The sequence below is a fragment of the Neorhodopirellula pilleata genome, assembly GCF_007859915.1.
GTDB classification, from domain to species: Bacteria; Planctomycetota; Planctomycetia; order Pirellulales; family Pirellulaceae; genus Rhodopirellula; species Rhodopirellula pilleata.
In genome coordinates this window covers 103,356-129,318 of record NZ_SJPM01000010.1, presented here as the reverse complement: position 1 = coordinate 129,318, position 25,963 = coordinate 103,356, and the positions used below count along the sequence as shown (strand labels likewise).

General features: G+C 56.8%; 20 protein-coding genes. 10 read left to right on the top strand and 10 right to left on the bottom strand.

Annotated elements, in window-relative coordinates; translation table 11 throughout:
- Positions 1 to 8: 8 nt before the first annotated feature.
- From Pla100_RS20880 to Pla100_RS20870, 3 genes are all read right to left on the bottom strand, one after another.
- The gene (locus Pla100_RS20880) at positions 9 to 1,007 is read right to left on the bottom strand and encodes an SDR family oxidoreductase (RefSeq protein WP_146579797.1); all 999 of its coding nucleotides are present in this window, start codon (positions 1,005 to 1,007) and stop codon (positions 9 to 11) included.
- A 202-nt stretch (positions 1,008 to 1,209) separates the two neighbouring features.
- Entirely contained in the window at positions 1,210 to 1,803 is a 594-nt protein-coding gene (locus Pla100_RS20875) for a flagellar protein FliS (protein WP_231603298.1), read from the bottom strand.
- Between the two features lie 496 nt (positions 1,804 to 2,299).
- A complete protein-coding gene (locus Pla100_RS20870) occupies positions 2,300 to 4,339 on the bottom strand; it encodes a flagellin N-terminal helical domain-containing protein (protein ID WP_146579795.1) in 2,040 nt (679 codons plus the stop codon).
- A 465-nt stretch (positions 4,340 to 4,804) separates the two neighbouring features.
- Between Pla100_RS20870 and leuS the strand changes: the two genes are divergently transcribed.
- Complete coding sequence (gene leuS, locus Pla100_RS20865) at positions 4,805 to 7,669, top strand: leucine--tRNA ligase (RefSeq protein ID WP_146579793.1); 2,865 nt, start codon at positions 4,805 to 4,807, stop codon at positions 7,667 to 7,669.
- A 191-nt stretch (positions 7,670 to 7,860) separates the two neighbouring features.
- Here leuS and Pla100_RS20860 read toward each other — a convergent pair whose 3' ends face one another.
- Both Pla100_RS20860 and Pla100_RS20855 read right to left on the bottom strand, forming a co-directional pair.
- Positions 7,861 to 8,919, bottom strand: a complete 1,059-nt coding sequence (locus Pla100_RS20860) for a Gfo/Idh/MocA family protein (RefSeq protein ID WP_146579791.1) — start codon at positions 8,917 to 8,919, stop codon at positions 7,861 to 7,863.
- Positions 8,916 to 10,310, bottom strand: coding sequence for a Gfo/Idh/MocA family protein (locus tag Pla100_RS20855; RefSeq protein ID WP_146579789.1), 1,395 nt, complete (start codon positions 10,308 to 10,310; stop codon positions 8,916 to 8,918). Before Pla100_RS20855 ends, Pla100_RS20860 begins: the two co-directional genes overlap by 4 nt.
- Before the next feature lie 505 nt (positions 10,311 to 10,815).
- Here Pla100_RS20855 and Pla100_RS20850 point away from each other — a divergent pair.
- The 7 genes from Pla100_RS20850 (at position 10,816) to Pla100_RS20820 (ending at position 18,162) form a co-directional block, all read left to right on the top strand.
- Positions 10,816 to 11,856 carry a TauD/TfdA family dioxygenase gene (locus tag Pla100_RS20850; RefSeq protein ID WP_146579787.1) on the top strand — a complete coding sequence of 347 codons (1,041 nt, stop codon included), beginning with the start codon at positions 10,816 to 10,818 and terminating at the stop codon, positions 11,854 to 11,856.
- The gene (locus Pla100_RS20845) at positions 11,853 to 13,124 is read left to right on the top strand and encodes an MFS transporter (protein ID WP_146579785.1); all 1,272 of its coding nucleotides are present in this window, start codon (positions 11,853 to 11,855) and stop codon (positions 13,122 to 13,124) included. Before Pla100_RS20850 ends, Pla100_RS20845 begins: the two co-directional genes overlap by 4 nt.
- Before the next feature lie 110 nt (positions 13,125 to 13,234).
- Entirely contained in the window at positions 13,235 to 13,483 is a 249-nt protein-coding gene (rpmE, locus tag Pla100_RS20840) for a 50S ribosomal protein L31 (protein WP_146579783.1), read from the top strand.
- Complete coding sequence (prfA, locus tag Pla100_RS20835; protein WP_146579781.1) at positions 13,480 to 14,562, top strand: peptide chain release factor 1; 1,083 nt, start codon at positions 13,480 to 13,482, stop codon at positions 14,560 to 14,562. Before rpmE ends, prfA begins: the two co-directional genes overlap by 4 nt.
- Positions 14,559 to 15,458 (top strand): peptide chain release factor N(5)-glutamine methyltransferase, encoded by a 900-nt coding sequence (gene prmC, locus Pla100_RS20830; protein WP_146579780.1) that lies wholly within the window; start codon positions 14,559 to 14,561, stop codon positions 15,456 to 15,458. The genes prfA and prmC overlap by 4 nt, the downstream gene beginning before the upstream one ends.
- 57 nt (positions 15,459 to 15,515) lie before the next feature.
- Positions 15,516 to 16,481, top strand: a complete 966-nt coding sequence (locus tag Pla100_RS20825) for a DUF1559 family PulG-like putative transporter (protein WP_146579778.1) — start codon at positions 15,516 to 15,518, stop codon at positions 16,479 to 16,481.
- Between the two features lie 247 nt (positions 16,482 to 16,728).
- Positions 16,729 to 18,162, top strand: a complete 1,434-nt coding sequence (locus tag Pla100_RS20820; RefSeq protein ID WP_197168112.1) for a sulfatase — start codon at positions 16,729 to 16,731, stop codon at positions 18,160 to 18,162.
- A gap of 25 nt (positions 18,163 to 18,187) precedes the next feature.
- On the opposite strand, the gene Pla100_RS20815 is transcribed toward Pla100_RS20820, so the two are convergent.
- From Pla100_RS20815 to Pla100_RS20795, 5 genes are all read right to left on the bottom strand, one after another.
- Entirely contained in the window at positions 18,188 to 19,399 is a 1,212-nt protein-coding gene (locus tag Pla100_RS20815; protein ID WP_146579774.1) for a type III polyketide synthase, read from the bottom strand.
- 42 nt (positions 19,400 to 19,441) lie between these two features.
- Complete coding sequence (locus Pla100_RS20810; protein WP_146579772.1) at positions 19,442 to 20,755, bottom strand: NAD(P)/FAD-dependent oxidoreductase; 1,314 nt, start codon at positions 20,753 to 20,755, stop codon at positions 19,442 to 19,444.
- A complete protein-coding gene (locus tag Pla100_RS20805) occupies positions 20,752 to 21,507 on the bottom strand; it encodes a methyltransferase domain-containing protein (RefSeq protein ID WP_146579770.1) in 756 nt (251 codons plus the stop codon). The genes Pla100_RS20810 and Pla100_RS20805 overlap by 4 nt, the downstream gene beginning before the upstream one ends.
- A complete protein-coding gene (locus tag Pla100_RS20800; protein ID WP_146579768.1) occupies positions 21,491 to 22,501 on the bottom strand; it encodes a 2-hydroxyacid dehydrogenase in 1,011 nt (336 codons plus the stop codon). The genes Pla100_RS20805 and Pla100_RS20800 overlap by 17 nt, the downstream gene beginning before the upstream one ends.
- 417 nt (positions 22,502 to 22,918) lie before the next feature.
- Complete coding sequence (locus tag Pla100_RS20795) at positions 22,919 to 24,238, bottom strand: prolipoprotein diacylglyceryl transferase (protein WP_146579766.1); 1,320 nt, start codon at positions 24,236 to 24,238, stop codon at positions 22,919 to 22,921.
- Between the two features lie 260 nt (positions 24,239 to 24,498).
- Here Pla100_RS20795 and Pla100_RS20790 point away from each other — a divergent pair, with 260 nt between their 5' ends.
- Entirely contained in the window at positions 24,499 to 24,702 is a 204-nt protein-coding gene (locus tag Pla100_RS20790; RefSeq protein ID WP_146579764.1) for a hypothetical protein, read from the top strand.
- A 109-nt stretch (positions 24,703 to 24,811) separates the two neighbouring features.
- Positions 24,812 to 25,897, top strand: a complete 1,086-nt coding sequence (locus Pla100_RS20785; RefSeq protein WP_390620633.1) for an Mrp/NBP35 family ATP-binding protein — start codon at positions 24,812 to 24,814, stop codon at positions 25,895 to 25,897.
- The last annotated feature ends 66 nt before the right edge of the window (positions 25,898 to 25,963 follow it).

Sequence of the window (25,963 nt, the reverse complement as noted above, 5' to 3'; positions counted from 1 at the left end):
GGCGGCGACTAATTGGCGGTGCAGAGTTCGCGGTAGTAGTTGATGCTGGATCTTAGGCCTTCGGTCATGTTAACCGATGGGTCAAATCCTAACTCACGGCGGGCTTGAATGATATCCGCCAGCGAATCTCGCACGTCGCCGGCTCGCGCCGGCTCGTGAATCGGTTGGATGTCACGGCCTAGTAGTTCACGCAAAGTTTCGAGCAAATCGAGCAGGGTCGTGCGTTCGCCTCGGGCGATATTGAAGGTCCCACCGGCGACTCCTTCCCGGGTCGCGGCCAATAGGTTGGCGTCGGCCACGTCACCGACGTACACAAAATCGCGTGATTGGTGGCCGTCGCCGTAGATGACCGGACGCTCGCCCGAAAGAATCATTGAAACGAATCGGGGAATGACGGCACTGTATTCGCTTTGAGGATCCTGTCGGGGACCGAACACGTTGAAATACCGCAGGACCACCGTTTCAATGTCGAACTCCCGATTGAAAGCCGCGCAATAACTCTCGGCGGAAAGTTTCGCGGCGGCATAAGGAGACAGTGGTGCCGGGGCGTCGGTTTCTCGCTTGGAAACGAACGGCGAATCGCCGTAGGCGGCGCTGGTCGACGACAACACGAAACGCTTAACCTGCGCGGTCGAGGCTGCCGAGAGCAATTCGACCGTGCTGGTCGCACACCAGCGATGGCACAATCCTGGTTCTCGCATGCTACGTGGGACACTCGCCATCGCCGCCAAATGAAAAACGTGGTCGATTCCGTCAACGATTCGTTCGGCCGTCTCGTGTTCGGAAGCGTCTGCTTCGATGAATTCGAGCTGATCGGCGAACGGGCCGTTTTGGAACTCGCTAAGGTTGTGCGAAAAACCAGTGCTCAGATTGTCTACCGCCCGCACGCGAGCCCCCGCGTCGAGTAGCTTTCCGACCAGATGCGAACCGATGAAGCCGGATCCACCGGTGACAAGGCAGTGTGTTCCTTGCAGGTCCACACGAGCGTTTTCAATGGCGGAGTTCATCAGTCAAGGTCTCGTGAAAAGTAGAAAAGTAGGCTGGGTGAAGGAGGCTTTGCGACGCACACCCGGCAGTCCGATGGTCGGCTGGAATCCGTTTCCCGAATCGATCTGATCGTAGTGGACGAAACCACGAGTCCTGATCGCTGTTGAATCGCATGCAAATGCCGGGTCTCCGCCGAAGCGGCTACGACCCAGCCTACGGTTGTTACCCCTGCAAGTTCAATCCGCCTGAGGACGGTTTGTCTCCGCCGAGCAATTGGGCGGCTCGAGATTGGGGCGACGATTGGCCGCCCTCTTGGGCGCAAACCATCCGCCACGTTTCCGCTTCGGTTTCGAGCACCAAGCGGATTTCGTCGATCATCGACGCGTCACCGTTCTCTTCGGCCGCGATCAAATGTTGGCACAGGAACACGTACATGTCGGCAACCGTGCGACAGACTTCCACGTTTTTGTCCGTAACGCCGCTGAGCAGTTCGGACAGCAGTTCGAACAACTTGAGCGAATGTTCGTTGGTTCCGCGTTTTCCGGGAGTGTCTCGCCAAACGCCGGCTAGATGTCGGGCAACTTCGACGCCTTTTTCGATCAACATCAACCGCAAGCGCGCCGGTGAGGCGGATGCGATCATTGACTCAAGATAATTATCCGTGCGTCGTCGGCCGAAACCGGTGTGAACATTGACGGTGGGATCTTCAAACGTGATCCGTCGTTCAGGACCGCTGTAATAGGAGGCCTCGTAAGGCGAGGCAGCGGGCAGCGAAGCGGAATCAGGCTGGGGCATCGAGTCGTCGGGATAGTTCATGAGCATTCTAGATCGAATCGAAGGACAGGGATGTCTCGAGTATCGGCGCACGATTAACCGAAACTTTCTGAACAAATGGTCGACCGGAATAACCGGCATAAACCGCCACATCCGTTATCGCCGGTTCGGTATTCTTCAAACAAAATTGATACAAGCCCGACGCGCGACGGCGTGTTGATTGAGTGAACGTTTGGGCGTTTTCGTTTAACGGCAAGCCGCAGGCGCCTGCGTTTTCAAGCTCTGTCGCCTGCGGCTTGCCGTTAAACGATTAATTCAACAGACCGGCGAGCGAGGGAGTTCGTTCCAAACTTCCTAACACCAGTGAATCTCCTCGCTCGCGCGTCGGGCTTGTGTGTTTGTGGCGTAGCCGGCTTGAATTGTTTCCCCACACAAAAAATCCCGGAGCCTGCAAGATTGCGGACTCCGGGATTTCGATGAGTTTCACGATTGAACTTCGAGTCAGTCCCCCCGGACCTGACTGAAGAAATCCGTTCGCTTATCGCAACAGCGACAGAACGTTTCGTGGGTTTTGGTTTGCCAGCGAGAGCACGTTCGTACCCGACTGAACCAGAATCTGAGCACGAGTCAGGTTGGCCGATTCTTGAGCGAAGTCGGCGTCACGGATCGAGCTTTCGGCTTCTTGCAAGTTCGCCTTCGTTTCGCTGAGCGAAACCAGGTTGCTTTCCAATGTCGTCGACTGGAACGAACCGAGTCGACCACGAACCTTGGACACCTTGCTGATGACCTCGTTGATGATGTCGGCGGCGCCCGTCGCATCATTCGAGAGGCTCTTGGCTTGGCCACTGCCCAGTTCGTACAGACGACCCGAGACACCACCAAGCTTACCGGTCGAAACGCTGGCGATACCAAGCGACGCTTGCTGTTGGCTATTGACTTGGGGACCGAGTTGGAATGTTGCCCCACCACCGGTGATGCTGAACGTGAAGTCGGTCGTGCTGCCGTCGTCGACGCTTAAGCTTACCGAGAGCGTTGACGTGTTGATGGAGAAACTATTGCCATTTCCATCGGCTGCGACGCCGTTGATGCTGGCCTTGATGTCGGTGCCGTTGGCGCGGGTGGCCGACAAGCTCGACTCGAATGCTCCGCTGCTACCTTCATTGATGACGTCGATGTTTACCAACGCCTTCTTGCCATAGTCATCGCTCTTGAACGTCAGGGTGGACGTGCCGTCGGCTTTGACGCCCGTCGAATCGCTGACCAAGTTCACGGCGGCCTTGATTTGCGCGAGCGAGGTTCCGGCACCGAAGTTGAACGTTTCGGCACCATCGGTGCCACTGAGTTGGAAGACCAGGTCGTCCTTCAAGCCGGCTGAAACCTTCGTTCCAGTCGCTTCTTCAGGAAGATCAGTGGTTGAAACAGTCAGGTCGTCAAAACCAGTGAGTGCGTCTCCTTGATCATCAACAATTTCGGCGCTGAGATCGTCTAAAGCATCCACTTTCGACTTGATGTTTGTGAGGGTGTTATTGGAAGTGGTTGTGCCGAGAGCAACGTTCAGCGTGTTGGTATCCGCATCAAATGTTGCCACAACGTCTGCGCCCGTTCCAGCGGTATAGTTGACCGTCAAGTCATCTAATCCCGCGCCGGTGACCTTTAAACCAACATCGGTGCCATCGGTCGTGGCAGCAAGCGCTGCCGCATCGCCAGTAACAACGGTCCCCGTGCCGTCTCCATCGGACGTGGCAACAATGCCTTCGATTCCGTTGAGAACGTCCAGAACGTCTTGAACGTCAGAGGGGTTCGAGTCGCCGTCGAACGTGATTTCGATTGCACCGGCAGTGTTGTCCGCCGTGGCGGTTGCGGCCAACGCATTGTCTGCGGTGATCGTCACGCTATCGAAGTCGGCATTACCGGTGATGGTGACGGTCTCGCCACCGATCGAAATCGTCGATGTCTTCGTCGCAACATTGTTGGTTGCCGATGGATCAATATCCGAAGCGTTGAATGCATCGGCACTCAATTCAACGGATGCTTGCTCGGCGGCGGAGGTGATGTCGACCGACACATCAATCTTGCCCGCTTTGCCAAGCTTGGCTTGATCGATCGAAGCGTCCTTGACCGTCGCGACGCTACCGATGTTGCTGATGAAGTCTTGAGACCCGTCGAGCAGTTTTCGGCCTTGGAAGGTCGTCGTTTGAGCGATCCGGTTGATCGCTTCGAGTGACGAGTCGATTTGAAGTTGGTTAGCGGCAATTTCGTCGGCGCTCAACGCACCCGAGTTGCCGGCTTCGTTGACGAGGCCCTTGATGTCGTTAAGCAGGTTACCGACTTGGCCTAGGGCGCTGTCGGCGGTGCTGATGATCTGGCTGGCACGTTGCGTGTTGCTGATCGCTTTGTTCAAGCCGGTGATTTCGCTGCGAAGTGCTTCACTGGCGAGCAAACCGGCGGGGTCATCTGAACCACTGTTGATTCGCAAACCAGTGCTCAAGCGTGTCAGCGATTTTTGCAAATCGGCATTGCTGCTTTGAAGACGGTTCTGAGCGACCAAAGAGGAAACGTTGGTGTTAATTCGAGTCATGTTGTCTATCCCAAAGTGGGTTGATGTTTAATGTTGAGACAATCCGCGAGTTACAACGCAAATCTCTTGGAGAGAAATGCGACGGTGCGGATCGGAACACTCGCATTGGCAGCTCAGCGTCCACCACTAACATGGGACGCGGAATGAAGCGGGGCGTCCGCGTCAACCGGTTTTCAGGGGCCATTGACCCAAGCATTTTTTGCCTGGAAGGCACAATCGCTACAACACGCCTGACCGACAGAGATTCCCCCGCTTGTGCAACGATCATTTAGGAAGTCGCAAAGAAATCGTCGTCGGATCGAACGAAATTTCAGGCCGATGAAGCCGTCGCGCCGCACCAGCTCGACTTGCGGGCAAGCCGTCGACGGCGGTCGACTTTCCTAAATCGCTTGGGGCGACTCTAATTTGCCGACAATGACGTTCTCAACTTGAATCCATTCCTCTCGCACGACGCATCAATTTCGCATGGTCCGCTACAACCCCACCTACATCGAACCACGCTGGCAGGCTTTCTGGGACGAACACCGCACCTTCGCCACGCCGCCGCTCGGCGATCTTCCCGCCGGAACCAAGAAACGCTACGTCTTGGACATGTTCCCCTACCCCAGCGGCGATGGGCTGCACGTCGGGCACCCCGAGGGCTACACGGCGACGGACATCATCTCGCGGTTCGCCCGGGCACGCGGCGAATGCGTATTGCACCCGATGGGGTTCGATGCGTTCGGGTTGCCCGCCGAAGAACATGCGATCAAGACCGGCGAACATCCGCGAGTGCAAACGCAGCGCAACATCGATAACTTCACTCGTCAATTGAAGTTGCTCGGATTCAGTTACGACTGGGATCGCGTATTGGCGACGACCGACGAGGAATACTTCCGTTGGACCCAGTGGATTTTCACGGTCCTGTACGATACCTGGTTCGATCACGAACAACAAAAAGGCCGCCCGATGGCCGAGTTGCCCGTGCCCGACGAGATCTCCCGCGAGGGAGAAACGGCGATCGAACTTTATCGCGACTCGAAGCGTTTGGCCTACCAAGACGACGCGTTGGTAAACTGGTGCCCGAATTTAGGAACGGTGCTGGCCAATGAAGAGGTCAGCGACGGACTCAGCGAAGTCGGCAACCATCCCGTCAAGCGGATTCCGCTGCGACAATGGATGCTGCGAATCACCGATTACGCCGAGCGATTGCTCGACGGGCTGGACGACTTGGATTGGCCGACCGGGATCAAGAAATTGCAGTCCGATTGGATCGGTCGCTCGACCGGTGCCGAGGTTGATTTTTATCTGGCGGCGACCGATTCGAAAGAATCCTCCCAGGGTCCTTTCGAAGCGTTCAAGCGAGCCCGAACCTCATCCGGATTCCCGGTGACTTCCGACGGCGATGCGTTGCGGGTTTACACAACGCGGCCTGATACTTTGTTCGGTGCGACGTACATGGTCGTCGCTCCCGAGCATCCGTTGATCGACCGTTTGGTAACCGGCGATCAAAAAGCCGCCGTCGACGCATACCGCGAAAAGGCGTCCTTCAAAAGCGACCGCGAACGAACCGACGGTGACCGCGCCAAAACCGGTGTCTTCACGGGCACCTACGCGATCAATCCCGCCGACGGTCGACTGATCCCCGTTTGGGTCGCCGATTATGTCTTGGCCGGTTACGGCACCGGTGCGATCATGGCGGTACCCGCTCATGACATCCGCGATTTCGAATTCGCCGTCGAGTTCGGGTTGCCCGTCATCCCCGTCGTCGGCCCGCCCGCCGATCACGAACAACACGATGAGATCATGGCCGGGAAAGCCTGCTACGTCGCCGAAGGAACCGCGATCAACAGCGGCGAGTTTGACGGACAAACGACCGCGGAAGTCAAATCCGCGTTGACCGCGACGCTCGCCCAACACGGTTTGGCTCGTCAAGCGATCAACTACAAGCTCCGCGACTGGTTGTTCAGCCGCCAGCGTTTTTGGGGCGAACCGTTCCCGATCCTTCATGAAATCGATGCCGACGGCAATCCGACCGGGATCAAACGTGTCGTCCCGGATGATCAATTGCCGGTTACGTTGCCGCAGCTTGAGGATTTCAAGCCGCACGGTCGCCCCGAACCGCCGCTCGCCAAAGCGGACGACGATTGGTTGATCGTCGAACTCGACGGCAAACGCTACCGCCGCGAAACCAACACGATGCCGCAGTGGGCCGGATCGTGTTGGTACTATCTGCGGTACATCGATCCTAAAAACACAAAAGCTTTCGTCGATCCGGAACTCGAAAAACAGTGGATGCCGGTCGATCTGTACGTCGGCGGTGCCGAACATGCCGTGCTGCATTTGCTCTATTCGCGATTTTGGCACAAAGTGCTCTACGACCGAGGCCACGTCAGTGTCGCCGAACCGTTCCAACGTTTGGTCAACCAGGGCATGATCCTTGGCGAAGTCGAATTCAGCGGTTATGTCAACCAAAGCGGCCAGCACGTCTCAACGAAGAACGTCAAGAAAGACGCCGAAGGCAATCGGGTCACCCGCGAAGGTGAGCCGGTCGAGTCCGTTTCATTCAGCGAAGACGACGTCGAAAAGAAAGGCGAAGGATTCGTCTTGAAGTCCGATCCGTCGATCAAGGTCGACAGTCGCGCATTCAAGATGAGCAAGAGCCGCGGCAACGTGGTCAACCCCGACGCGGTCGTCAGCCAATACGGTGCCGACTCGTTGCGTTTGTACGAGATGTTCATGGGCCCTCTCGAAGCGACCAAGCCTTGGGCGATGAACGGCGTCGGAGGCGTCCGTAGTTTCTTGGACCGCGTATGGCGGATGATGGTCGACGACGGGGCCGAAGAATTGGCGTTGATCGACGCCGTCGTCGACACGCCATGCGACGAAGAACAGCTTCGCGTGCTGCATCAAACGATCCGCAAGGTGACCGAGGACACCGAAGCACTCAGTTTCAACACGGCGATCGCCAAGATGATGGAATTCACCAACCACTTCACCCGAGCCGAAACGCGGCCGCGCGAAGCCATGGAAACATTCCTGATCCTACTCGCCCCGTACGCACCGCATCTCTGCGAAGAACTATGGAGCCTGCTCGGCCACGACGAATCGATCGCCAAACAACCTTGGCCGAAATGGGACGAAACCGCGATCCAGGAATCGAGCATCGAGATTCCCGTCCAAATCAACGGCAAGCTCCGCGCGAAAATCTCCGTTGCCCCGGATGCGTCTCAAGACGCAATGAAAGAAGCCGCCCTGGCCAACGAAGCCGTCGCATCGGCCATCGAGGGAAAACAGATCGTCAAGTCCATCGTGGTCCCCGGACGGATGGTCAACTTAGTCGTGAAGTGACCATTAGAATTTCCGGCCTTCGTGGTAGCTGGACTCCCAAGAGTTCAGAGCCGTTGTGGTAGCTGGACTCCCAAGAGTTCAGAAGCCGTTGTCGTAGCTGGACTCGCAAGAGTTCAGAAGCTTTACCAAAGGCTACCGAAGTCTTGCGACTCCGGCTACGACTCGTGGCTACCGAAGTCTTGCGACTCCGGCTACGACTCGTGAAGTGAGCAAGCCGGGTCGATCTTGATCTTCTTGCCTTTGGCGACCGATTCCGATGCGGCCAAACACATCGCCACCGACCACCGCCCGTCTTGGGCGGTGCAGTGCAGCGGTCGTCCGTCGGCGATCGCTTCGACGACTCTTTCGACTTGGTCTTCGAGCTCAAACAGTTCGCCGGTCGGTTTGTCGATCGGCACCGTGGTGACCTCGTTACCGTCGAACGCACGTAGCGAAAACGTCGGATGTCGGGTGCGGTCCATCGCACCGCTCCATGACGCCCAAAGCGCGCCCTTGGTCCCCGTGACTTTAACCGTTTGGTGATGTTCAAACGCGCTCAGCGTTTGCGAAACAACCGCGTAGGCACCTCCGGAAAAGTGGACGATCGCACTGAAATTGTCCTGCAACTCCGGACGTTCGGGCTGGCGTGAATTTGCCGTCGCGTACACCGTTTCGGGAGTGCCCGAACGCTGCAGATACCATTTTGCCAAGTCGAAGAAATGGATCGGTTCTTCCAAGATCCAATTGCCGACACGGTCAATGTCGTACCGCCATCCGTCGGCACCTTGGCGATACGGGTTCCGTGATAATTCGACGAGGCAGTACTGCGGCATTCCGATGAAATCATCTTCGATCATCTGTTTGACTTTGCCCCACATCGACGACAACCGTAACTCGTGACCGACGCACAGCAAGCGGTCTTGCTGTGCGGCCAATCGGATCAAATGGTCGCAGTCGGCCAGCGACACACACATCGGTTTTTCCAGCAACAGATGCTTATCGTTCTCAAGTACGCAAGTGGCAATTTCGTGATGCAGATCGCTGGGTACAACCACGTCGACCACATCGAGATCGTCGCGAGTCGCCAGTTCACGATAGTCGGTCGTCACAAACGCATCGGGATAGGTTTCCCTTGCTCTGGCGGCGGACGATTCGCTACGTGCCGCGATCGCGGCCAACTCGGCACCCTTGCACTTCGTGATCGCATCGGCGTGATGTTGGCCCCACGCTCCGAACCCGATCAATCCGAACTTCACCTTCGACTGCGTCATGAATGATTTCCTTCGATTTCGAAACCTGAACGGGAGTGTCGGGACAACATGGAGTTGGCCATCTCGTCGCCGATAAATTGCTCGTTCTTCGCATCCCACTTCAACTCGCGGCCCAATCGTACCGAAAGGTTCGCCAGATGGCAGGTGGAGATCGTGCGGTGATGCGATTCGATCGGGGCAATCGGAGTTTGTCGGCTTCTCATGCAGTCAAAAAAGTTTTGCATATGCGAGACCCGATCGGATGACCCGGTCAACTTCTCGATCGCATCGGCGGGCAGCGGCTGCTCGGCAAGTTCATCGACCAAGGTGCCTTCGAGCGTTGCCCGATTGACAAAGAATCGACCGCGATCGCCTTCGAAGATGATGCCGTTGCGTCCGTCGTCGATCAACATTTCGATCGTGTCACCATCGCTCGCGACGACGTTTGGGTTGGCGGGAAAGACGCACCGAACCGAGAAACCGACCGGTGTGTTGTACATGTCCGCGCGGGTCGGCATGCCGTTGTTGAGCGGTTGATTCAAGTCACCGGTCGCTGTGACGGAAATCGGTCCGTGGTTGTCGTGACCGATCGCCCACTGGGCAATGTCGACATGATGGGCACCCCAATCGGCCAACTGACCGCCCGCGTATTCATACCACCAACGGAACGTGCGATGGGTCCGCTCGGGCCGGTAATCCGCCATCGGCGCGGGACCGAGCCATTGGTTCCAATCCAACGTCGGCGGTGGTGACGAAGCCTGGAATGGACCGCCTCGCCAACCCGGACCGAGTCCGATGCGAATACGTTGCAGTTTTCCAAGCCGGCCGTCGCGGACCATCGCGATCGCGGTCAAGAAACGAGAATTGTACTCACTACGCTGTTGCGTTCCGATTTGCATCACGCGGCCGGTTTCCTTGACCGCGGCTCGCATCTGGATGCCTTCGTCGATCGTCAACGACGCCGGTTTTTCGCAATAGACGTCTTTTCCAGACCGCATCGCCTCGATCGCGATCTTGGCATGCCAGTGATCGGGCGTGGCGATCAAGACCGCGTCGATGTCATCGCGATCGATGATTTGGCGGTAATCGCTCAACAGTTCGCATCGGCCTTGGGTGAGCGTCTGATGAGCGAACTTCGCCGCCACCGAATCGACTTCACAAATTGCGACCAAATCCGCGTGCGCGGTCGCCTGTTTACCGATTTCGAGTCCTCGTCCGCGACGTCTTTTATCCGGTTGCCAACCGGCCCCGATCAACGCGACCTTGGGACGATCATTCTTGTCATTTGCGTTGACATGATTCCCACCGGCTGCCCAACAAGTGTAGGCAACCGAGGTAGAGACATAAGCCAGGGTGGAACGGGCGAGGAAGACACGCCGATTCACACGTCGTGGGGATGTGTGAGGCATCATCAATTCATTCGAATGGTTAACAAACGCGGCACGACTCTTGGAGTCGCGTTTAATGTAACACGATTTGCCAACGCTAGGTTGGCTCGACTCGGAGCGTAGGGCTACTGAGTATTGGCCACGCTTCACCTTCACGCGTTGCTAAGCAACAATCATCCAAGCCCGACGCGCGACGGCGTGTTGATTGAGTGCACGTTTGGGCGTTTTCGTTTAACGGCAAGCCGCAGGCGCCTGCGTTTTCAAGCTCTGTCGCCTGCGGCTTGCCGTTAAACGATTAAACTAACAGACCGGCGAGCGAGAGGTTTCGCTGAAATCCGGATCGATGAGCGCTGTCCACTCGCTCGCGCTTCCTGTCCACTTGCTCGCGTTTCGGGCTTGTATGCTTGCGGCCTAGCCGACGAGTGGCTTCCCAATTTTTAAGGACTCGTCGTCCCATCGGCGTCCGGCAGTGTAATACAATTGCGGTCCACTCACCGAACATCACCCAACTTCCATCAGGAACCCCGCCATGAGTGATTCGTTTCCGACTCAAGCCTTGCACATCGACCGACAACAAACCTACCCGGACTCCGTTTTTCCGCATGTCATCGCGTATGACCGTGACGCGGCCCCTGCGATGGCAAGCGACGAAGCCATCGATCCCCGTGTGCGTCCTTGGGTGTTCGAACATTGCGAAGAGTTGCTCAGTCTCGCAACGCGGCATGGTGCCGTTGCGTTTCGAGATTTCCCGACCAAGACGGTCGACGCGTTCGACGATTTCATCCAAGGGCTCGGTCTAGAGAATTTCCCCTACGATCGATCGTTGTCCAACGCCGTTCGCATCAACCGCACGCCCCGAGTGTTTTCGGCCAATGAAGCCCCGCCGGATGTGCGAATCTTTTTTCATCACGAGATGGCTCAAACACCACTGTACCCTCGCTACATTTTGTTCTTTTGCGAGATCGCTGCGGCCGAGGGCGGAGCGACACCGTTGTGCCGCAGCGACATTTTGTTCAAGCGATTGACGGAACGCTGCCCGAAGTTCGCAAGCGATTGCGAATCCAAGGGTCTGCAATACACCAACGTGATGCCCGACAGCGACGACCCCAATTCCGGGATGGGGCGAAGCTGGCAGAAAACGCTCGGCGTCGACTCCCGTGATGCGGCTCAAGCAAGATTAGATGAGTTGAACTATTCCTATCAATGGCTCGACAATGGTTGTTTGCGAGCGACCACGCCGCCGCTGCCCGCCGTGATGGAAGTTTCGCCGGGCGTGAAGACTTTTTTCAATCAACTGATCGCCGCTTATTGCGGTTGGAAAGATGAACGCAACGATCCGTCCGACGCGATTCGTCACGGTGATGGTTCTCGGCTCGATCGCGATGGCGTGGCTGTAGCGATCGAGCTTTCCGAAGAACTCGCTTACGATCACCAATGGCAAGTCGGCGACATCGTTTTGCTTGATAACACCGTCGCGATGCATGCTCGGCGACCATTTGTCGGAACGCGGAAAGTGCTCGCCTCGCTGGCCGAAATGCGAACGCACGCGTTCGAGTTGGCAAGCTCATGAGCGACAAATGGTACTCCGGCGTCACTCGCTACCAGTGGTTGGTATTGGTGATCGCCTGCGCGGGTTGGATGTTCGACGTCTACGAGGGGCAGATCTTCAATATCACCCGCAACGACATGTTGCGAGAGATCCTGAACAACGACGAAGCGGCCGCGAAAGTTTGGGGCGACTATTTTCTCGCAATCTTCTTGGCCGGCGGCACGCTCGGTGGGTTGGTGTTTGGTTCATTGGCGGACCGATACGGACGACGTCCGATCATGATCATGACGATCTTGATGTATTCGATTTTTTCCGGACTGACGTATTTTGCCAACGACATTTACACCGTCGGCATCTTGCGTTTTCTTGTTGCCCTCGGCATCGGCGGTGAATGGGCGGTCGCGGCGAGTCTCGTCGCCGAGGTTTTTCCTCGCAAAGCCCGCGCGCATGCGGCGGGGATTTTTCACGCGTCCAGTATCTTGGGGACGTGGTTGGCGGCGCTTTCGGGAATCTTGGTCGGGACGAATTGGCGGTTTGCGTATTTGTTGGGCGTGTTGCCGGCACTGTTGATCGTGTGGGTTCGAGCGAGCGTCAAGGAGCCCGAGAAATGGCAAGAGGCGAGATCGAGTGAAGTCAGCGGCAAGGTCGGCAGTTTCCGAGAACTGTTGTCCGACCGCCGATGGAGCTGGCACGCGATCGGCGGTTTGTTGTTGGCTGCGGTCGGGTTAGGCACGTTTTGGTCCGTCACCGTCGCGGGGCAGGATCTGGTGCGCGAACTGCTACTCGCGTCCGGTGCCGACCAAGCGACCGCGAGCGGCCGATCGAAGTTCGCCTACGGCATCGTCCAAGCGGCAGGCGGGGGATTGGGCCTGCTCGCTTTCGGGCCGCTGTGCGCCCGGTTCGGCCGCAAGCCGACTTTCATCGGATTTCAGCTCGCGGCTTTGGTGATTGTGCCGGTCGTGTGTTTTGTGCCACAAACGTATGGCCAAATCGTGGGGTTGTTGCCGATTTTTGGTTTCTTGACCCTGGGGATTCACTCCGGTTTTGCGATCTATTTTCCGGAACTGTTTCCCACTCACATCCGGGCCACCGGGGCGAGTTTTTGTTTCAACGGCGGTCGGTTGATGGCGGTACCCGTGCTCTTGTTTTCCGGCTGGCTCAAGGGGCGGCCCGAGGTTTCGTTGGCCTACGCCGTCACCGGGTTGTCGCTGCTCTTCGTGGTGGGCATTTTGATCGTGTTTACCCTCCCGGAGACCAAAGACCGAGACCTCGTCGAAGCGAACCCGTAAGACGAGCGGGAGATTTACTCGTAACAAGTCACTAGCCCTTGAACTGAATGCCCACCGTCGCGTAGTATTTGCGATTCGATCCTCCTAGCCCCAGTTTTGCGTAAGCAACCATGAAAGACGGCATTCACCCCAATTACCAAGACACCACGGTTACCTGTGGTTGCGGAAATACGTTCCAGACCCGTTCGACGCGTCCAGAGCTTAAAATCGACATTTGCAGCGACTGCCACCCGTTCTATACGGGCAAGTTGAAGTATGTCGACACCGCCGGTCGTATCGACAAGTTCCAGAAGAAATTTGCCGCCGGCACTTACGGTTCGTTGCAAAAGCCTAAGAAGGCCAAGAAAGCCACGAAATGAGCGGAACGATCCGCGACATTCTCGAGGAAAAGCTCGCACGTTTTGAAGAACTCGAAGCCAGCATGTCCGATCCGGATGTCTTGGCCGATGGCGCACGGATGAGTGCCGCCGCTCGCGAACACGGCAGTCTTGCCAAGTTGGCCAGCCGGTATCGAGAGTTCAAACGCATGTCGGACGAGATCCGCGAATGTCAGACCATGGTCGCGGACGCGGGTGATGCCGACGAACGTGACATGGCCGAAGCGGAAATGAAATCCCTGCGCGCCCAACGCGAAGAAATTTGGGAGGAGTTGCTTTCCTATACCGTAGGCGGCGAAGACTCCCACCGAACGCGTTGTGTGATGGAAATCCGTGCCGGCACCGGTGGTGACGAGGCCGCTCTATTTGCGCGCGATCTGTTCGAAATGTACCGGCGGCACGCCGAACAGGTCGGATGGAAAACGGAAATCATGGACGCCAGCGCCACCGAGATGGGCGGATTCAAGGAAATCATGCTGACCTTTGAAGGCGAGAATGTCTTCCGTGATTTGCAATACGAATCCGGCGGCCACCGTGTCCAACGAGTCCCCGAAACCGAAACTCAAGGTCGGGTCCACACCTCGGCAGCCACCGTCGCGGTACTCGCTGAACCCGAAGACGTCGAAGTCAACCTCAAAGGGGAAGACTACCGCATCGACAAGTTTTGCGCGTCTGGCCCCGGCGGCCAGCACGTTAACAAAACCGAGTCCGCAATCCGTCTGACCCATTTTGAAACCGGGATCGTCGTGCAGTGCCAAGACGAAAAAAGCCAACACAAGAACTTGGCGAAGGCGCTCCGCGTTCTGAAGGCTCGGATCTATGAAAAGAAACGCGAAGAAGAAGCCGCCAAGCAAGCCGCCACCCGCAAGGGATTGATCGGATCGGGCGATCGCAGCCAACGGATTCGAACCTACAACTTTCCACAAAACCGTTTGACCGATCATCGCGTGAACTTGACCCTGTACAAGCTCGACCAAATCATCGGCGGCGATTTAAACCCGGTTACCGAAGCTCTCATCAACTACGATCGCGACCAACTTCGCGGTGATATGATCGAATGACCACACCAAGCACCGAACCATGGACAGTTCTTCGGTTGCTCGAGTGGACGACCAATTTTTTCAAAACGCGGGGCAGTGAATCGCCTCGGCTTGACGCCGAGATCCTATTGGCACACGCCCGGGATTGTCAGCGGATCGATCTCTACACCTCGTTCAACGACGTGCCCGGTGATGAACAACGCATCGCATTCCGGGAACTTGTCCGGCGTCGGGGCGACGGGGCTCCGGTAGCTCAGTTGGTCGGGTTCAAAGAGTTCTATTCGATCCCGATTCGTGTCGATGAAAACGTCTTAGTGCCGCGACCGGAAACGGAGCACCTCGTCGTCGAAGCCCTCGATCAAGCCAAACGCCTCGCCGAGTCGGTAATCGAACGACCCTTGCGGGTCTTGGATATCGGAACCGGTAGTGGTGCGATCGCGATCGCGTTTGCTAAGAACTTCGAAAACGCAGAAATCGTTGCCGTCGACGTCAGCCTGCCCGCGCTAGAGATCGCCCGATGGAACGTCGAGAAACAAGGCTTGAACGATCGGATCACGCTATTGCAGAGTGATCTGCTTGGCGGACTCGATTCCGAGGCGCGGTTCGACTTGATCTGCACCAATCCACCGTACATTTCGCAAGCGGAGTACGACGAATTGCCCGCGACGGTGAAGAATCATGAACCGCGGGGCGCGTTGTTGTCGGGACCCGAAGGTACCGAGATCATTTCGAGAATCATCAGCGAGGCTGCCGGTCACCTCGCAGCCTCAGGGCAGCTGGTCATCGAACTGAGCCCGATGATCGCGGAAGCCTGTGTCAGGCTAGCCGATTCCAGCGGCCACTACAGCGACATCAAGTTAATCAAAGACCTAGCCGGCCACCAACGCATCCTGACCATGCGCCGCCATTCGTCCTGATCTGAGGAAGAATCGAGCATCGACGACTGATCCTGAAGCGGACAGCTCTGTCTCGCAATGTTCGAGATTACGACATTGCAACACTCGGCCGAGGGATTTCGGTACACTACCGGTTTTACGGTGGTTCTAGATGGGGAGGATCCAATGGCTCGATCGCGGACAGGTTCTTTACGACATGGCTTTACGATAATCGAGTTGCTCGTTGTGATTGCCGTCATCGGCGTGATGGTCGGATTGCTGTTACCAGCCGTTCAAAGTGCACGTGAATCGGCACGCTATACCAAATGCCGAAATCATTTAAAGCAGATTTCTCTCGGCATTCATTTGCACGAGAACCAATACAAAAAATTTCCCGATGGCGGATTAGATTGGCAGTCGCCTCGTTCGATGACCAATGGAGTGCCGGAAATCACTCCGAACCAGAACTGGGGCTGGATGTATCAAATCCTTCCATTCGTCGAACAAGGTGCTATCTATTCGGAGCAATCCGACGCGGTGGTACAAGCCAACACGATCGGTTTGTTTTTTTGCCCCTCCCGGCGATCCGAAGCGACCAATATCCACTTGGGCGGCACACGCGCGTTGAACGACTACGCAGCCAACGGCGGTATCCGCACTAACCCGACTGCACACTGGGGCGACGGTTTAGCGGGAGGTTTCATGGCACGTAGTCAGTACTCATCAGTCGCCACACCCGCATCGATTCTCGATGGATTAGCGAACACCTTGATGGTTGGCGAGAAATCCGTGAACGAACTCCACTATCACGTCGCCACTTGCGCCGACAACGAAGGTTGGACCAGCGGATGGGATTGGGATGTGATTCGCTGGGGCAATCAATCTCCCGAGCATGACGGCAACGCCCAACCGTGTCAGTCGTGGTTTGGATCCGCTCACCAAGGCGGATGTTTGTTTGCGTTCGGCGATGGAAGTGTGCACACGATCACGTATTCGATCGACCAAACACTTTTTCAATCGCTCTCACACCGCGAAGACGGTCAGCCACTCGCGCTCGATCTGTAACCGGCCACGACCGAGGTCGAAGCATGTTGTTGACTCGTGTCACGCGAGCGACGAGACTGGGTTGAGAGATTGAGCTTGAGTCTTTGAGATCAAAAATCGATTGACGGCTCGCCGGTCCTCCGCATGAAGTAAGCATTCGCCACTCCTCGTCGATCCCGAAAAGTGATTCAAGATGATTCAGGTCTTTGCCACTGCGACGCTAACTTCCATAACATCATTGATTCGTCGTGGATTGAGGCGTTACTTGTTGAACCAATTCACTGTCATCGCTTTGGCAATTAGTGGTGGTCTATTGGGTCATGTCATTGGTCAACCGTTGGTCTTTGCACAGTCGTTTCAGGCAGATCGGAATCACGAATCATCGGGCGACCGCCCGAACATCATTCTCATTCTCGCTGATGATCTTGGTTGGGCCGATGCGGGTTGCTATGGCAATCGGTTTAATGAGACGCCGAGGATCGACCAGATGGCCCGCGAAGGAATGAGGTTTACTCAGTTTTATGCCGGGCCGGTTTGTTCGCCGACACGCGCAAACATCCAGTCTGGATTGGACCAAGCTCGCTTCGGCATCACACAGCATATTCCCGGCCACCGTCGTCCATTTGCTCGCTTGATCGATCCGGCGGTGCCACTGCAATTACCGCTTGAGGTCGTGACGTTTGCCGAGACTTTACAACAGCTCGGTTACGCGACCGGCTACTTCGGAAAATGGCATCTCGGTGGCAACGGTTTCGGACCGCAAGAGCAAGGATGGCAAACGTTGTTCGAAGGCCAAGGAAACGAGGTTCCGCCCAAACTCAGTGGCTTGCCTGAACCGGTCCGGGCCGCTGAATTCCTGACCGACAAAGCGGTTGAGTTCATTCAAGCGAACAAACAACAATCATTCTTGTTGCAACTGTCGCACTACGCCGTTCACATCCCTCTGTCGACGACGCCGGAATTACTGACCAAGTACGAAGCGAAGACGCCCGCTCCGGAGTATCCAAGCCGACCGAAGTACGCAGGTCTGTTGGAAGAACTCGATCAAAGCGTGGGGCGTGTTTTAGATGCAGTGGATGAATCGGGTATCGCAGAGAATACATTGATCATTTTCGTTTCCGATAACGGCGGATTGGAAACCGAACAGAACGGCACCATTGTGACGTCGAACGAGCCGCTGCGAAACGAGAAAGGAACCTTGTACGAAGGTGGCATTCGCGTTCCGGCCATCGCAAGATGGACGGGACAGATCCCTGCAAACGTAAGTTGCGATGTTCCCGCGACGACGATCGATCTCTATCCAACCTTCATCGAATCCGCCTCCTCGGAAACCAGCCCCTTCCAGCGTGACGGAGTGAGCCTGTTCGGCTTACTGACCGGGACTGAATCCGGTCTGCCACGAGATACGTTGTTTTGGCACCTTCCGCACTATCATCACAGCACTCCGGCGAGCGTAATTCGCCAAGGCGATTGGAAGCTGATCGAGTTCCTCGAAGATAGCTCGATCGAGCTTTACAACTTGCGCGATGACCTAAGCGAACAACACAATCTCGCAGCCAACCAACCTGATTTGGTTCGTGAATTACGTGCGGCTTTGGAAGCATGGCGGCAACGTGTCGGAGCCAAGATGCCGACCCCCAACCCCGACTATGATCCACAGCGCGCGAACGAGTTGGCCAAGAAAGGTCGAAAAAACCGTTAGTCCGAGTTTCGCTGGCCGGCTTCCTTTACCGCAGCAACGCGACCTCGATTTCGAGGCCGGGGCCGAAGCCCAGCATCAGCCACGGACGAGGGATCGAATGTTTTCCAAACCGTTGTAGGACCGCGCCCAGAGTTGCCGAGGACATGTTGCCGTGCTGGCGGAGTACCTCTCGAGAGATCTCAAGGTGCTCGTCACTTAAGCCGAGGGCGGTTTGCACGGCTGTCAAAATTCGAGTGCCGCCGGGGTGGACGGCCCATCCTCCGATCGATTCGATCGACTCGCCTTGCTTGGCTAGCCATTGACTTAAGTAAGCATGCAAGTGCTCTTCGATCAACGCCGGCACCGACGCCGATAGCGTCATCACAAAACCGTGATCGCCGATGGTCCATGTCATCGCATCGCGGCTACCAGGGATTAGACAAGAGCCGGTTGCCACGATCTGCGCCGGAGTGTCGCTTGAGTCTGGATCGACGAGGTCATGAGTGGATTCGTATTCGCTACCCACGACAATGGCTCCTGATGCCCCATCGGCGAACAAGGATCCTGAAACAATCCGCTGGGCGTTGTATCCGTATTGATAATGCAGGCTGCATAATTCAACGCTGACGATTAGGACGCACGCGTGTCGATCAGCGGAGGTCAACCCCCGGGCCGTTCGCATGGCATTGATCAACGCGTGACACCCCATGAATCCGATTTGAATCCGCTCGGTCGTTACCGGAAGGTCCAACGATTCGATCAATTCGATGTCGATACCAGGAGAATAAAAACCGGTACACGTGACGGTAATTAAATGGGTGATGTCCGACGGCAAACAACCGCTCGATCGGATCGCGGCATGCCCGGCGGCAACGGCCAGTCGGGGTCCGTCGACGGCGAACCGCTCGTTGCGCTGCGCAGTCGTCGGTCCGTGCGATGACTCTGACGCGTGTGGATAAAACGATTGGCCGAGATGCCCGGTTGTTCCATCGCGTTCCAGCAGCACACTGCCTCGCGTTTGGACCCCGGTTCGTCGGTACAGCTTGGCCACCATTTCCGCTTCTTTATCGTTGCCACACGACATCGCCTGTGCGGCTGCCGTCGCCAAATCCACGTCGGCGGTATATGGCGGAACCACTGATTCGATTGCCAAAAGCTTGGCCGATAGGTTTCTTGAGGACACCCGCCGGGCCGCCACGGATGAGGCCCCCAAGGAGGAGGCCGATGGCGGCGAAAGAATCGAGTCGGGGGGTGTCATCAGTAAGATCCCGGTCTAAAAATTACGAGTGCCATCGAGAAATTATCTCCCGCTGCAAATCTCGGTTGTTTGAAACTTCGCGCCGCTCGCCAACCCATGCGTCAGAGGACTAGCTAACCACCGAAAGTGGCGAAGGCTGATTCGAGTCAGTTGACGGACTACTCGCGAGCGTAACGCGCCAGTGACACTACTGCAAACGACACGCCGTTTGGGCTGTAGTGTATCAAGTCGAGGGGCCCATCGGGTCGACAAATCGATCTCACCGTCCCATTGAACGATTTCATCACACAAATCCGCGACCGCAATCCCGCTTTCGATGCCCCATGTCATACCCTCGCCGGTCAGGGGTTCGACATATCGAGCACAATCGCCAATGGCAACGGCGCGACCGCGACCGACCTTGCGGGTACGACGCAGTGGCGGCGCGGTCATCCAATGGGCATCCTTTTGCAGCCAGACGCTCAGGTCCGAGACGAATTCGGCACTGATGTCGGGGTGACTACGGAGCAACTCGACGATTCTCGCGGCGGGCGTGGCGGTGACCGCTTGCGTCATTGACTTGTGCTTGTCAGTCGTTGACTTGTGCTTGTCTCTCGAAGGAAGTGCAGCGGCAATGTCAATCGCTCCACCAGGCAAACGGACCAAACCGACGTAACCGTCGTCGCCGCACACCATTTGAATCTCACCATCAACGAGCGGCCAAGAAATCGCCAGCGGATGATCACCCGGTACATGGGTTGCCACACCCAGCGGGCCGTGTGGGGGTTCAACCCAAGATAATTCCCAACGCGATTGGCTCGCGAGTTCTGAAACGTCGATCGCTTTCCCCTGAAATACTCCCGTCAATCCGGTCGCAATGATAGCGGCGGCGAACTCGTCAGTCGTTTTCCATGGCTCACCGGATCGTCGATGACGGACGGTGACCGAGCGTTCGTCGCTATCGACAATTTGTGCTTGATGAGGTTGCCACACCTCGACCCCCGCTTCGATCGCCGCTTCCATGAGGTATGTGTCCAAGACACTGCGTGAGATCGCGACACCGGGCTGAATCGGTAGTCGGATCGGGGCGCCGCATCGGTGATTCCCTCGTTGCGTTTGCAGGTACCCCACAAATGACTTGGTGCCAACGCCTCGTGCGCGAACTCCATCGCCGAGTCCGATCGAGTCGAGAGCCTTCAAACCGGCGGCCCCCAAACAGCATCCGCAGATTTTCTCACGAGGAAATTCGCTACGTTCAACTAGCGTGACGGCGAAGCCACGGTGGCGCAGCCGGATCGCCGAGGTAATTCCAGCGACGCCCCCACCGATGACAAGAACACGGGCATCACGCGCCGAGCGGACTGCAGTCTCGTTCAAGGGCCGACCCCGACCATTCCAGGGGATAATTCAGCAATACATTCGGTTTCACACTGTTGGTCGATGACGACCATGAACCGGCATGGAAACGAGCGTCGCACTCGCACAGGAAAACCGAGTGAAGCATTCATCATTTTTGAAAACTCATGACGGGTGTATGCTCCACGAACGCTGGCCGACGCATCGAAGTGCACCACGTCGCTGCGGGTGACCAACCGCGCCGACGCGGCCACCAAGGCAAGGTTGGTGCGAGATCGTTCCAAGTCGCAGATCACGATCGCTCGTTCGCTCGCCCGCCACATTTCCTGGATCAATCGAGAGACATCGGGCGGATCCAAATGATGCATGAACAATGAACAGGTCACGACATCGAAACCGCCGGGCAACCCTTCACGTAAGCAGTCACGACGAACCGTTCCCAACTGGACTCCCGATACACTGGCCGACTCGCTGGCCGTTTGCATTGCCACCTCGCTGATGTCGAGCGCTGTGACGGACATCGGTATCCCCGAATGGCGTGCGGCTTTGAGCCAAGCGATCGGCAGGTCGCCACTGCCTGACGCGACATCGAGAATTCGCAAGGGACGTTCTGGGGTCGCTGCGGCCAGTCGCTTGAGTTGCCGGAACATCGCGCCCGCGACACCACTGATTCGGTTCAGTCGACGCAATCCCGATAAGGCATGACGATGTCGCTCCGGTGACAAAGCCGGGTCGTCCATCCATTCATCAACGCGTTCACGTGGCAATGGCATTGACTTGGTTTTCTTTCTCGTCATCAGTAGGGTTGTTGCTAACCATTGCATCGAGGTTGGCCAGCGTCGTAGCGGCAATCGTCTCCAAAGCGTCTTGGGTGAAGAACGCTTGGTGCGACGTGACAAGGACGTTGGGGAACGTCATCAGCCGCGACAACACGTCGTCTTGCATGATTTGCTGAGACAGGTCTTCAAAAAATACTCCGGATTCTTCTTCGTAAACGTCCAACGCGACCCCGCCGAGGTGACCGCTTTTGAGTCCCGCGATCACGGCCCCGGCGTCAATCAAGCCTCCTCGCGAAGTGTTGACTAAGATGGCACCGGGCTTCATTTGCTCGACTCGGTCGGCGTTGATCAGATGGTAAGTGTCTTCAGTGAGTGGGCAATGCAACGACACCAGATCGCTCGATCGCAACAACTCTTCGAGCTCAGTATAGCGTCCCCAAACGCGGGCTTGGTCGCTCGGGTAGGGGTCAAACAACAGCACGTCACAGCCAAATCCGTTCATGATCTTGGCCAGAACGATTCCGATCGCGCCGGTGCCGATGATTCCGAACGAACGTCCGTTGAGGTCAAAGCCCAATAATCCGTCGATCGAAAAGTTGTTTTCGCGGACCCGGTTGTAGGCTTTGTGGATCTTCCGGTTGAGCGTCAAGATTAGGCCGACGGTGTGTTCGGCGACCGCGTGGGGCGAATAACGGGGCACCCGTGCGACGAGAATCCGATGTTTGGTTGCCGCATCGATGTCGACGTTATTGAACCCTGCGCATCGCAGGACGATGAATCGCACCCCAACTCCCGCCAAACCGGCGATGACCTCGGCGTTCAAGTCATCGTTAACGAACACACAAACCGCCTCGGACCCTTCGGCAAGCCGCACCGTCGATGCGTCCAAACGGGCTTCGAGGAACTGAAATTCGTGCGCACGATCCTTGGCCACAGCCGACAGAAAACGTTCGTCGTAAGACTTCGTGCTAAAGCAAGCGACTTTCATGGGATGATCTTGGCGGGAGTTATTTTGTTCGTTCCAGTGCTTCGACAAAATTTAATTTTAGGGTGAGCCGAACGCGCTAGCGTCGGGCGTCGAGCAACGCCCGCGGCTAGCGGGCTGTTGATTTATTCCTCATCGAAACCCGAAGCGTGAGCGAGGGATACATACAAAGGACTTAATGGCGATGAATCCCTCGCTCACGCTTCGGGTTACGATTAAATCAACACGCCCCTAGCGCCGTCGGCTCACTTCAATAACCCTAAATTTTAGTTGAGGGTTGGCATAAAACGTGGCACGGTGGTTCCCACCGTGATTCTCGCCACCGTGATTCTCGACGGAGGACCGTCGAGCCACGATATGCCAACCCGAACCCTTTTTCTGACAAACTGCGATCGGGAATAAGACTCGAGTCTTCGCCCGCTACATTGCCGGGGACTCGTCAACTCGTCCACGGCACCTTCCCGCCATTGCGATCAGGCTGGCGGTGATTACCGCTAGGCTGACCCACTGGGAAATGGAAAGCGACGTGCCGAATTGTCCGGCTTCGTCCACCCGGACCCATTCCAACACGATCCGGATCAACGCGTAACCGATGAAGCCGACCAACATCAAGAGTCCATCGCGATACCATGGCCGACGTTGCACCCACCGTTCCAAAATCAACAAAACGACGAACATGATCGCCGCTAGAACGGAACTGATCACCTGGGTCGCTACGACGGGATTGGCAACCGGCGGCAGTTCATCCGGCCCGACGCGAGCGATCAATTCGCCATCACGAACGATCGCCAGTCCCGGCAACGCGTCTTCGGCAGGCACATCCGGAGGGGCTTGATTGAGGTAACTCGGATCAACAATGAGTTCGACGCTTTGCCCTGGTTCCAATCCCGCTTGGTCGGCAATGCTACCCGGATGAATCGATTCGATCCGACGTGAGATCCGTCCGGGCGTTTGGTCGTTCGCCGGCTGATCGACGACTTGGGACTCGATCCCGATTAAGTCGCCACTGGTAAGCTGGTCCGCGTACACTTTACTACCCGGTGGGAACTGCACCGACAACGGATTCGGTTGGCACTCGCCGCCGTAACAGCACCCGTTCATCAAGCATCCCAACCGCCCAAAGAACAGTCCGACGAAAACACACGGAATGATGACATCGCCGAATTTCCAAAGTGATCCTTGAAACCGACGGATCGCCCATACCGAAGCAAAGAATCCGCCGATGAATCCGCCGTAAACGACCAGCCCGCCTTGGGTGAACGCCGCCATCGCGAGCAGGGTTTCCGACCAGGTTTCTCGCATGAAGTCGGCTCGGTACTGGATCACATAGAACAATCTAGCACCGAGAAAACCGCCGATGAACGTGTAAGGAGCCAGTCGAAGGATCATTTCCGAGCCCAAGCCAGCCCGGTCGGCACGCCACGCCGCGATACTGACCGACCCGATTGCGGCGAGCATCAGAAACATGCCGTAGCCCCGGATCGGCATCCCGACCGGATCTCCAGTGACGTTGGCAAGTTCCGCCCGGGGCAGTGCGAATACAATGATCGCCGCGAAAGTCGCCCACATTCCGAATTCTTGCTTCAATGCCGCCGTGATCGAAGTGCCGGCGTTGTCTGAAAATGTGACCCAGGCCAACCTCACGAGAACGAAAGCGGCCAGACCGAACAGCAGCCAACCGACCCCAAAGACGGGAATGCCAGCCACCTCGTGAGGGATTAGGAAGAGCGTGCGTCTCATGGGCGAATGATTGCGGTGTCGAAAAAAAGGGGAAAACGCCATCGTCGCATGACATCTTGCCGGCGAATAGTCGACTTTTTCACGTGATATTTCGTCACAGCCGTCGCAACCGGACTAAAAACTTAGGGGAATGGACGTTAAAGTGCCACTTCTGGGCAACTTCCTGAAATCTCGGGGCTGCGCAATTATTATGTGCGTCAGTACAATGCCGTCCACATCTTGATCCTCTTCTCTTTTGATTCTCTGCGAGGTTTCCGTCCATGCCCAAGGCGCTCTGTCTGCTCAGCCTTGTGGCGTCGATTCTCTTGCTGGTTCTGTTCGGTTCGGAAACCGTCCTTGGGCTAGCCGGAATGGCGGACACAGCCGTATTGGGATCGACGAGCATGTTGATGAATATCGCGTTTGTCTTCTTTGCTGCTTTGCTCGCGTTTCTCAGCTTCACGACTTATCGTGAGCAACGGTGAGCTACTACGACGCGTGAGCCAAGGTAGGCGGCTACGAAGGATGCCTCGTCACGGCTACACTTGATCGACGTCTTTCCGCCTCGACCGCCGATCTGATTGCATTGACTCGATGACCGATCCGAATACCCTCCGTGATTCCATCCGCGAGCTTGTCGCCCAGCACCCGGATCCTGAATCGGGCCGCCCGCTCGGATCGATGGGGCAACTGCAGGATGTTCAGATCGATGGGGACACGATTCGTCTGAGGGTCGCCATCACATCGCACAACCAGATCATTGCCGACGAGGTTGCCGACGCGATCCGTGACAAAGTGCTGGCCGCAGCCCCCGGCAAGACGATTGAAATCGAAACCCCGGTCCATGCCCGCCCGCCGGCCCGATTGGGGCAGATCGGGTTGCGAGCCAAAAGCGTGATCTTGGTCGGCAGCGGCAAGGGTGGTGTGGGCAAAAGCACCGTCGCCGCGTCGCTCGCCCTGACCCTGCAACGACTCGGGGCGAAGGTGGGGCTGATGGACGCCGACGTCTACGGACCGTCGGTGCCACACTTGCTCGGACTCCAAGGCCGACCGTCGATCTCCGAAGCGAAGAAGATCGAACCCATTCGACTCAATGGTGAGATGCCGGTGATGTCGATGGGATTCTTATTAGAACCTGATCAAGCTGTCATTTGGCGTGGTCCGATGTTGCACGGATCGATCACCCAGTTCCTCAAGGACACCGACTGGGGCGAGCTAGATTATCTCGTCATTGATATGCCTCCGGGGACCGGCGACGTGGCGTTAACACTTTCGCAAAACGTTCCTGTAACAGGCGCGGTCGTCGTTTGCACTCCACAGGAGGTTGCTTTGCTCGATGCGGTCAAGGCGATCAGCATGTTCAAGAAGGTCAACATTCCGGTCGCCGGGATGGTTGAAAACATGAGCGGATTCCAGTGTCCCGACTGCGGCAAGAACTACGACATCTTTGGACGAGGCGGGGCTCGAAACAAAGCCGAAGAACTCGGCGTCCCGTATTTGGGTGGCTTGCCGATCGACATCGTCTTGAGGGAAGCCGGTGACGCGGGTGAATTGGCGAAAGTGATTTACGAGGACGCCCGCGCGCGAGCTCCGTTCGAGCAGGTCGCCCGCGCGCTCGTTCGCAATCTCGCTGCCAAGGCCGCCGCCGCGCCGCCCAAAGCTGCTTTGCCGACGCTCTGATCGGGTTTCGTCGCCACGATTTCGATTGAGCCAACCGACGACGAGCTTGCTTGGATGGGTTATCAT

What these genes read in the sequence shown, in the direction of transcription:
- Pla100_RS20880 (WP_146579797.1), bottom strand. Translation starts at nt 1,007, where the DNA reads ATGAACTCCGCCATTGAAAACGCTCGTGTGGACCTGCAAGGAACACAC.
- Pla100_RS20875 (WP_231603298.1), bottom strand. Translation starts at nt 1,803, where the DNA reads ATGAACTATCCCGACGACTCGATGCCCCAGCCTGATTCCGCTTCGCTG.
- Pla100_RS20870 (WP_146579795.1), bottom strand. Translation starts at nt 4,339, where the DNA reads ATGACTCGAATTAACACCAACGTTTCCTCTTTGGTCGCTCAGAACCGT.
- leuS (WP_146579793.1), top strand. Translation starts at nt 4,805, where the DNA reads ATGGTCCGCTACAACCCCACCTACATCGAACCACGCTGGCAGGCTTTC.
- Pla100_RS20860 (WP_146579791.1), bottom strand. Translation starts at nt 8,919, where the DNA reads ATGACGCAGTCGAAGGTGAAGTTCGGATTGATCGGGTTCGGAGCGTGG.
- Pla100_RS20855 (WP_146579789.1), bottom strand. Translation starts at nt 10,310, where the DNA reads ATGATGCCTCACACATCCCCACGACGTGTGAATCGGCGTGTCTTCCTC.
- Pla100_RS20850 (WP_146579787.1), top strand. Translation starts at nt 10,816, where the DNA reads ATGAGTGATTCGTTTCCGACTCAAGCCTTGCACATCGACCGACAACAA.
- Pla100_RS20845 (WP_146579785.1), top strand. Translation starts at nt 11,853, where the DNA reads ATGAGCGACAAATGGTACTCCGGCGTCACTCGCTACCAGTGGTTGGTA.
- rpmE (WP_146579783.1), top strand. Translation starts at nt 13,235, where the DNA reads ATGAAAGACGGCATTCACCCCAATTACCAAGACACCACGGTTACCTGT.
- prfA (WP_146579781.1), top strand. Translation starts at nt 13,480, where the DNA reads ATGAGCGGAACGATCCGCGACATTCTCGAGGAAAAGCTCGCACGTTTT.
- prmC (WP_146579780.1), top strand. Translation starts at nt 14,559, where the DNA reads ATGACCACACCAAGCACCGAACCATGGACAGTTCTTCGGTTGCTCGAG.
- Pla100_RS20825 (WP_146579778.1), top strand. Translation starts at nt 15,516, where the DNA reads ATGTTCGAGATTACGACATTGCAACACTCGGCCGAGGGATTTCGGTAC.
- Pla100_RS20815 (WP_146579774.1), bottom strand. Translation starts at nt 19,399, where the DNA reads ATGACACCCCCCGACTCGATTCTTTCGCCGCCATCGGCCTCCTCCTTG.
- Pla100_RS20805 (WP_146579770.1), bottom strand. Translation starts at nt 21,507, where the DNA reads ATGCCATTGCCACGTGAACGCGTTGATGAATGGATGGACGACCCGGCT.
- Pla100_RS20800 (WP_146579768.1), bottom strand. Translation starts at nt 22,501, where the DNA reads ATGAAAGTCGCTTGCTTTAGCACGAAGTCTTACGACGAACGTTTTCTG.
- Pla100_RS20795 (WP_146579766.1), bottom strand. Translation starts at nt 24,238, where the DNA reads ATGAGACGCACGCTCTTCCTAATCCCTCACGAGGTGGCTGGCATTCCC.
- Pla100_RS20790 (WP_146579764.1), top strand. Translation starts at nt 24,499, where the DNA reads ATGCCCAAGGCGCTCTGTCTGCTCAGCCTTGTGGCGTCGATTCTCTTG.
- Pla100_RS20785 (WP_390620633.1), top strand. Translation starts at nt 24,812, where the DNA reads ATGACCGATCCGAATACCCTCCGTGATTCCATCCGCGAGCTTGTCGCC.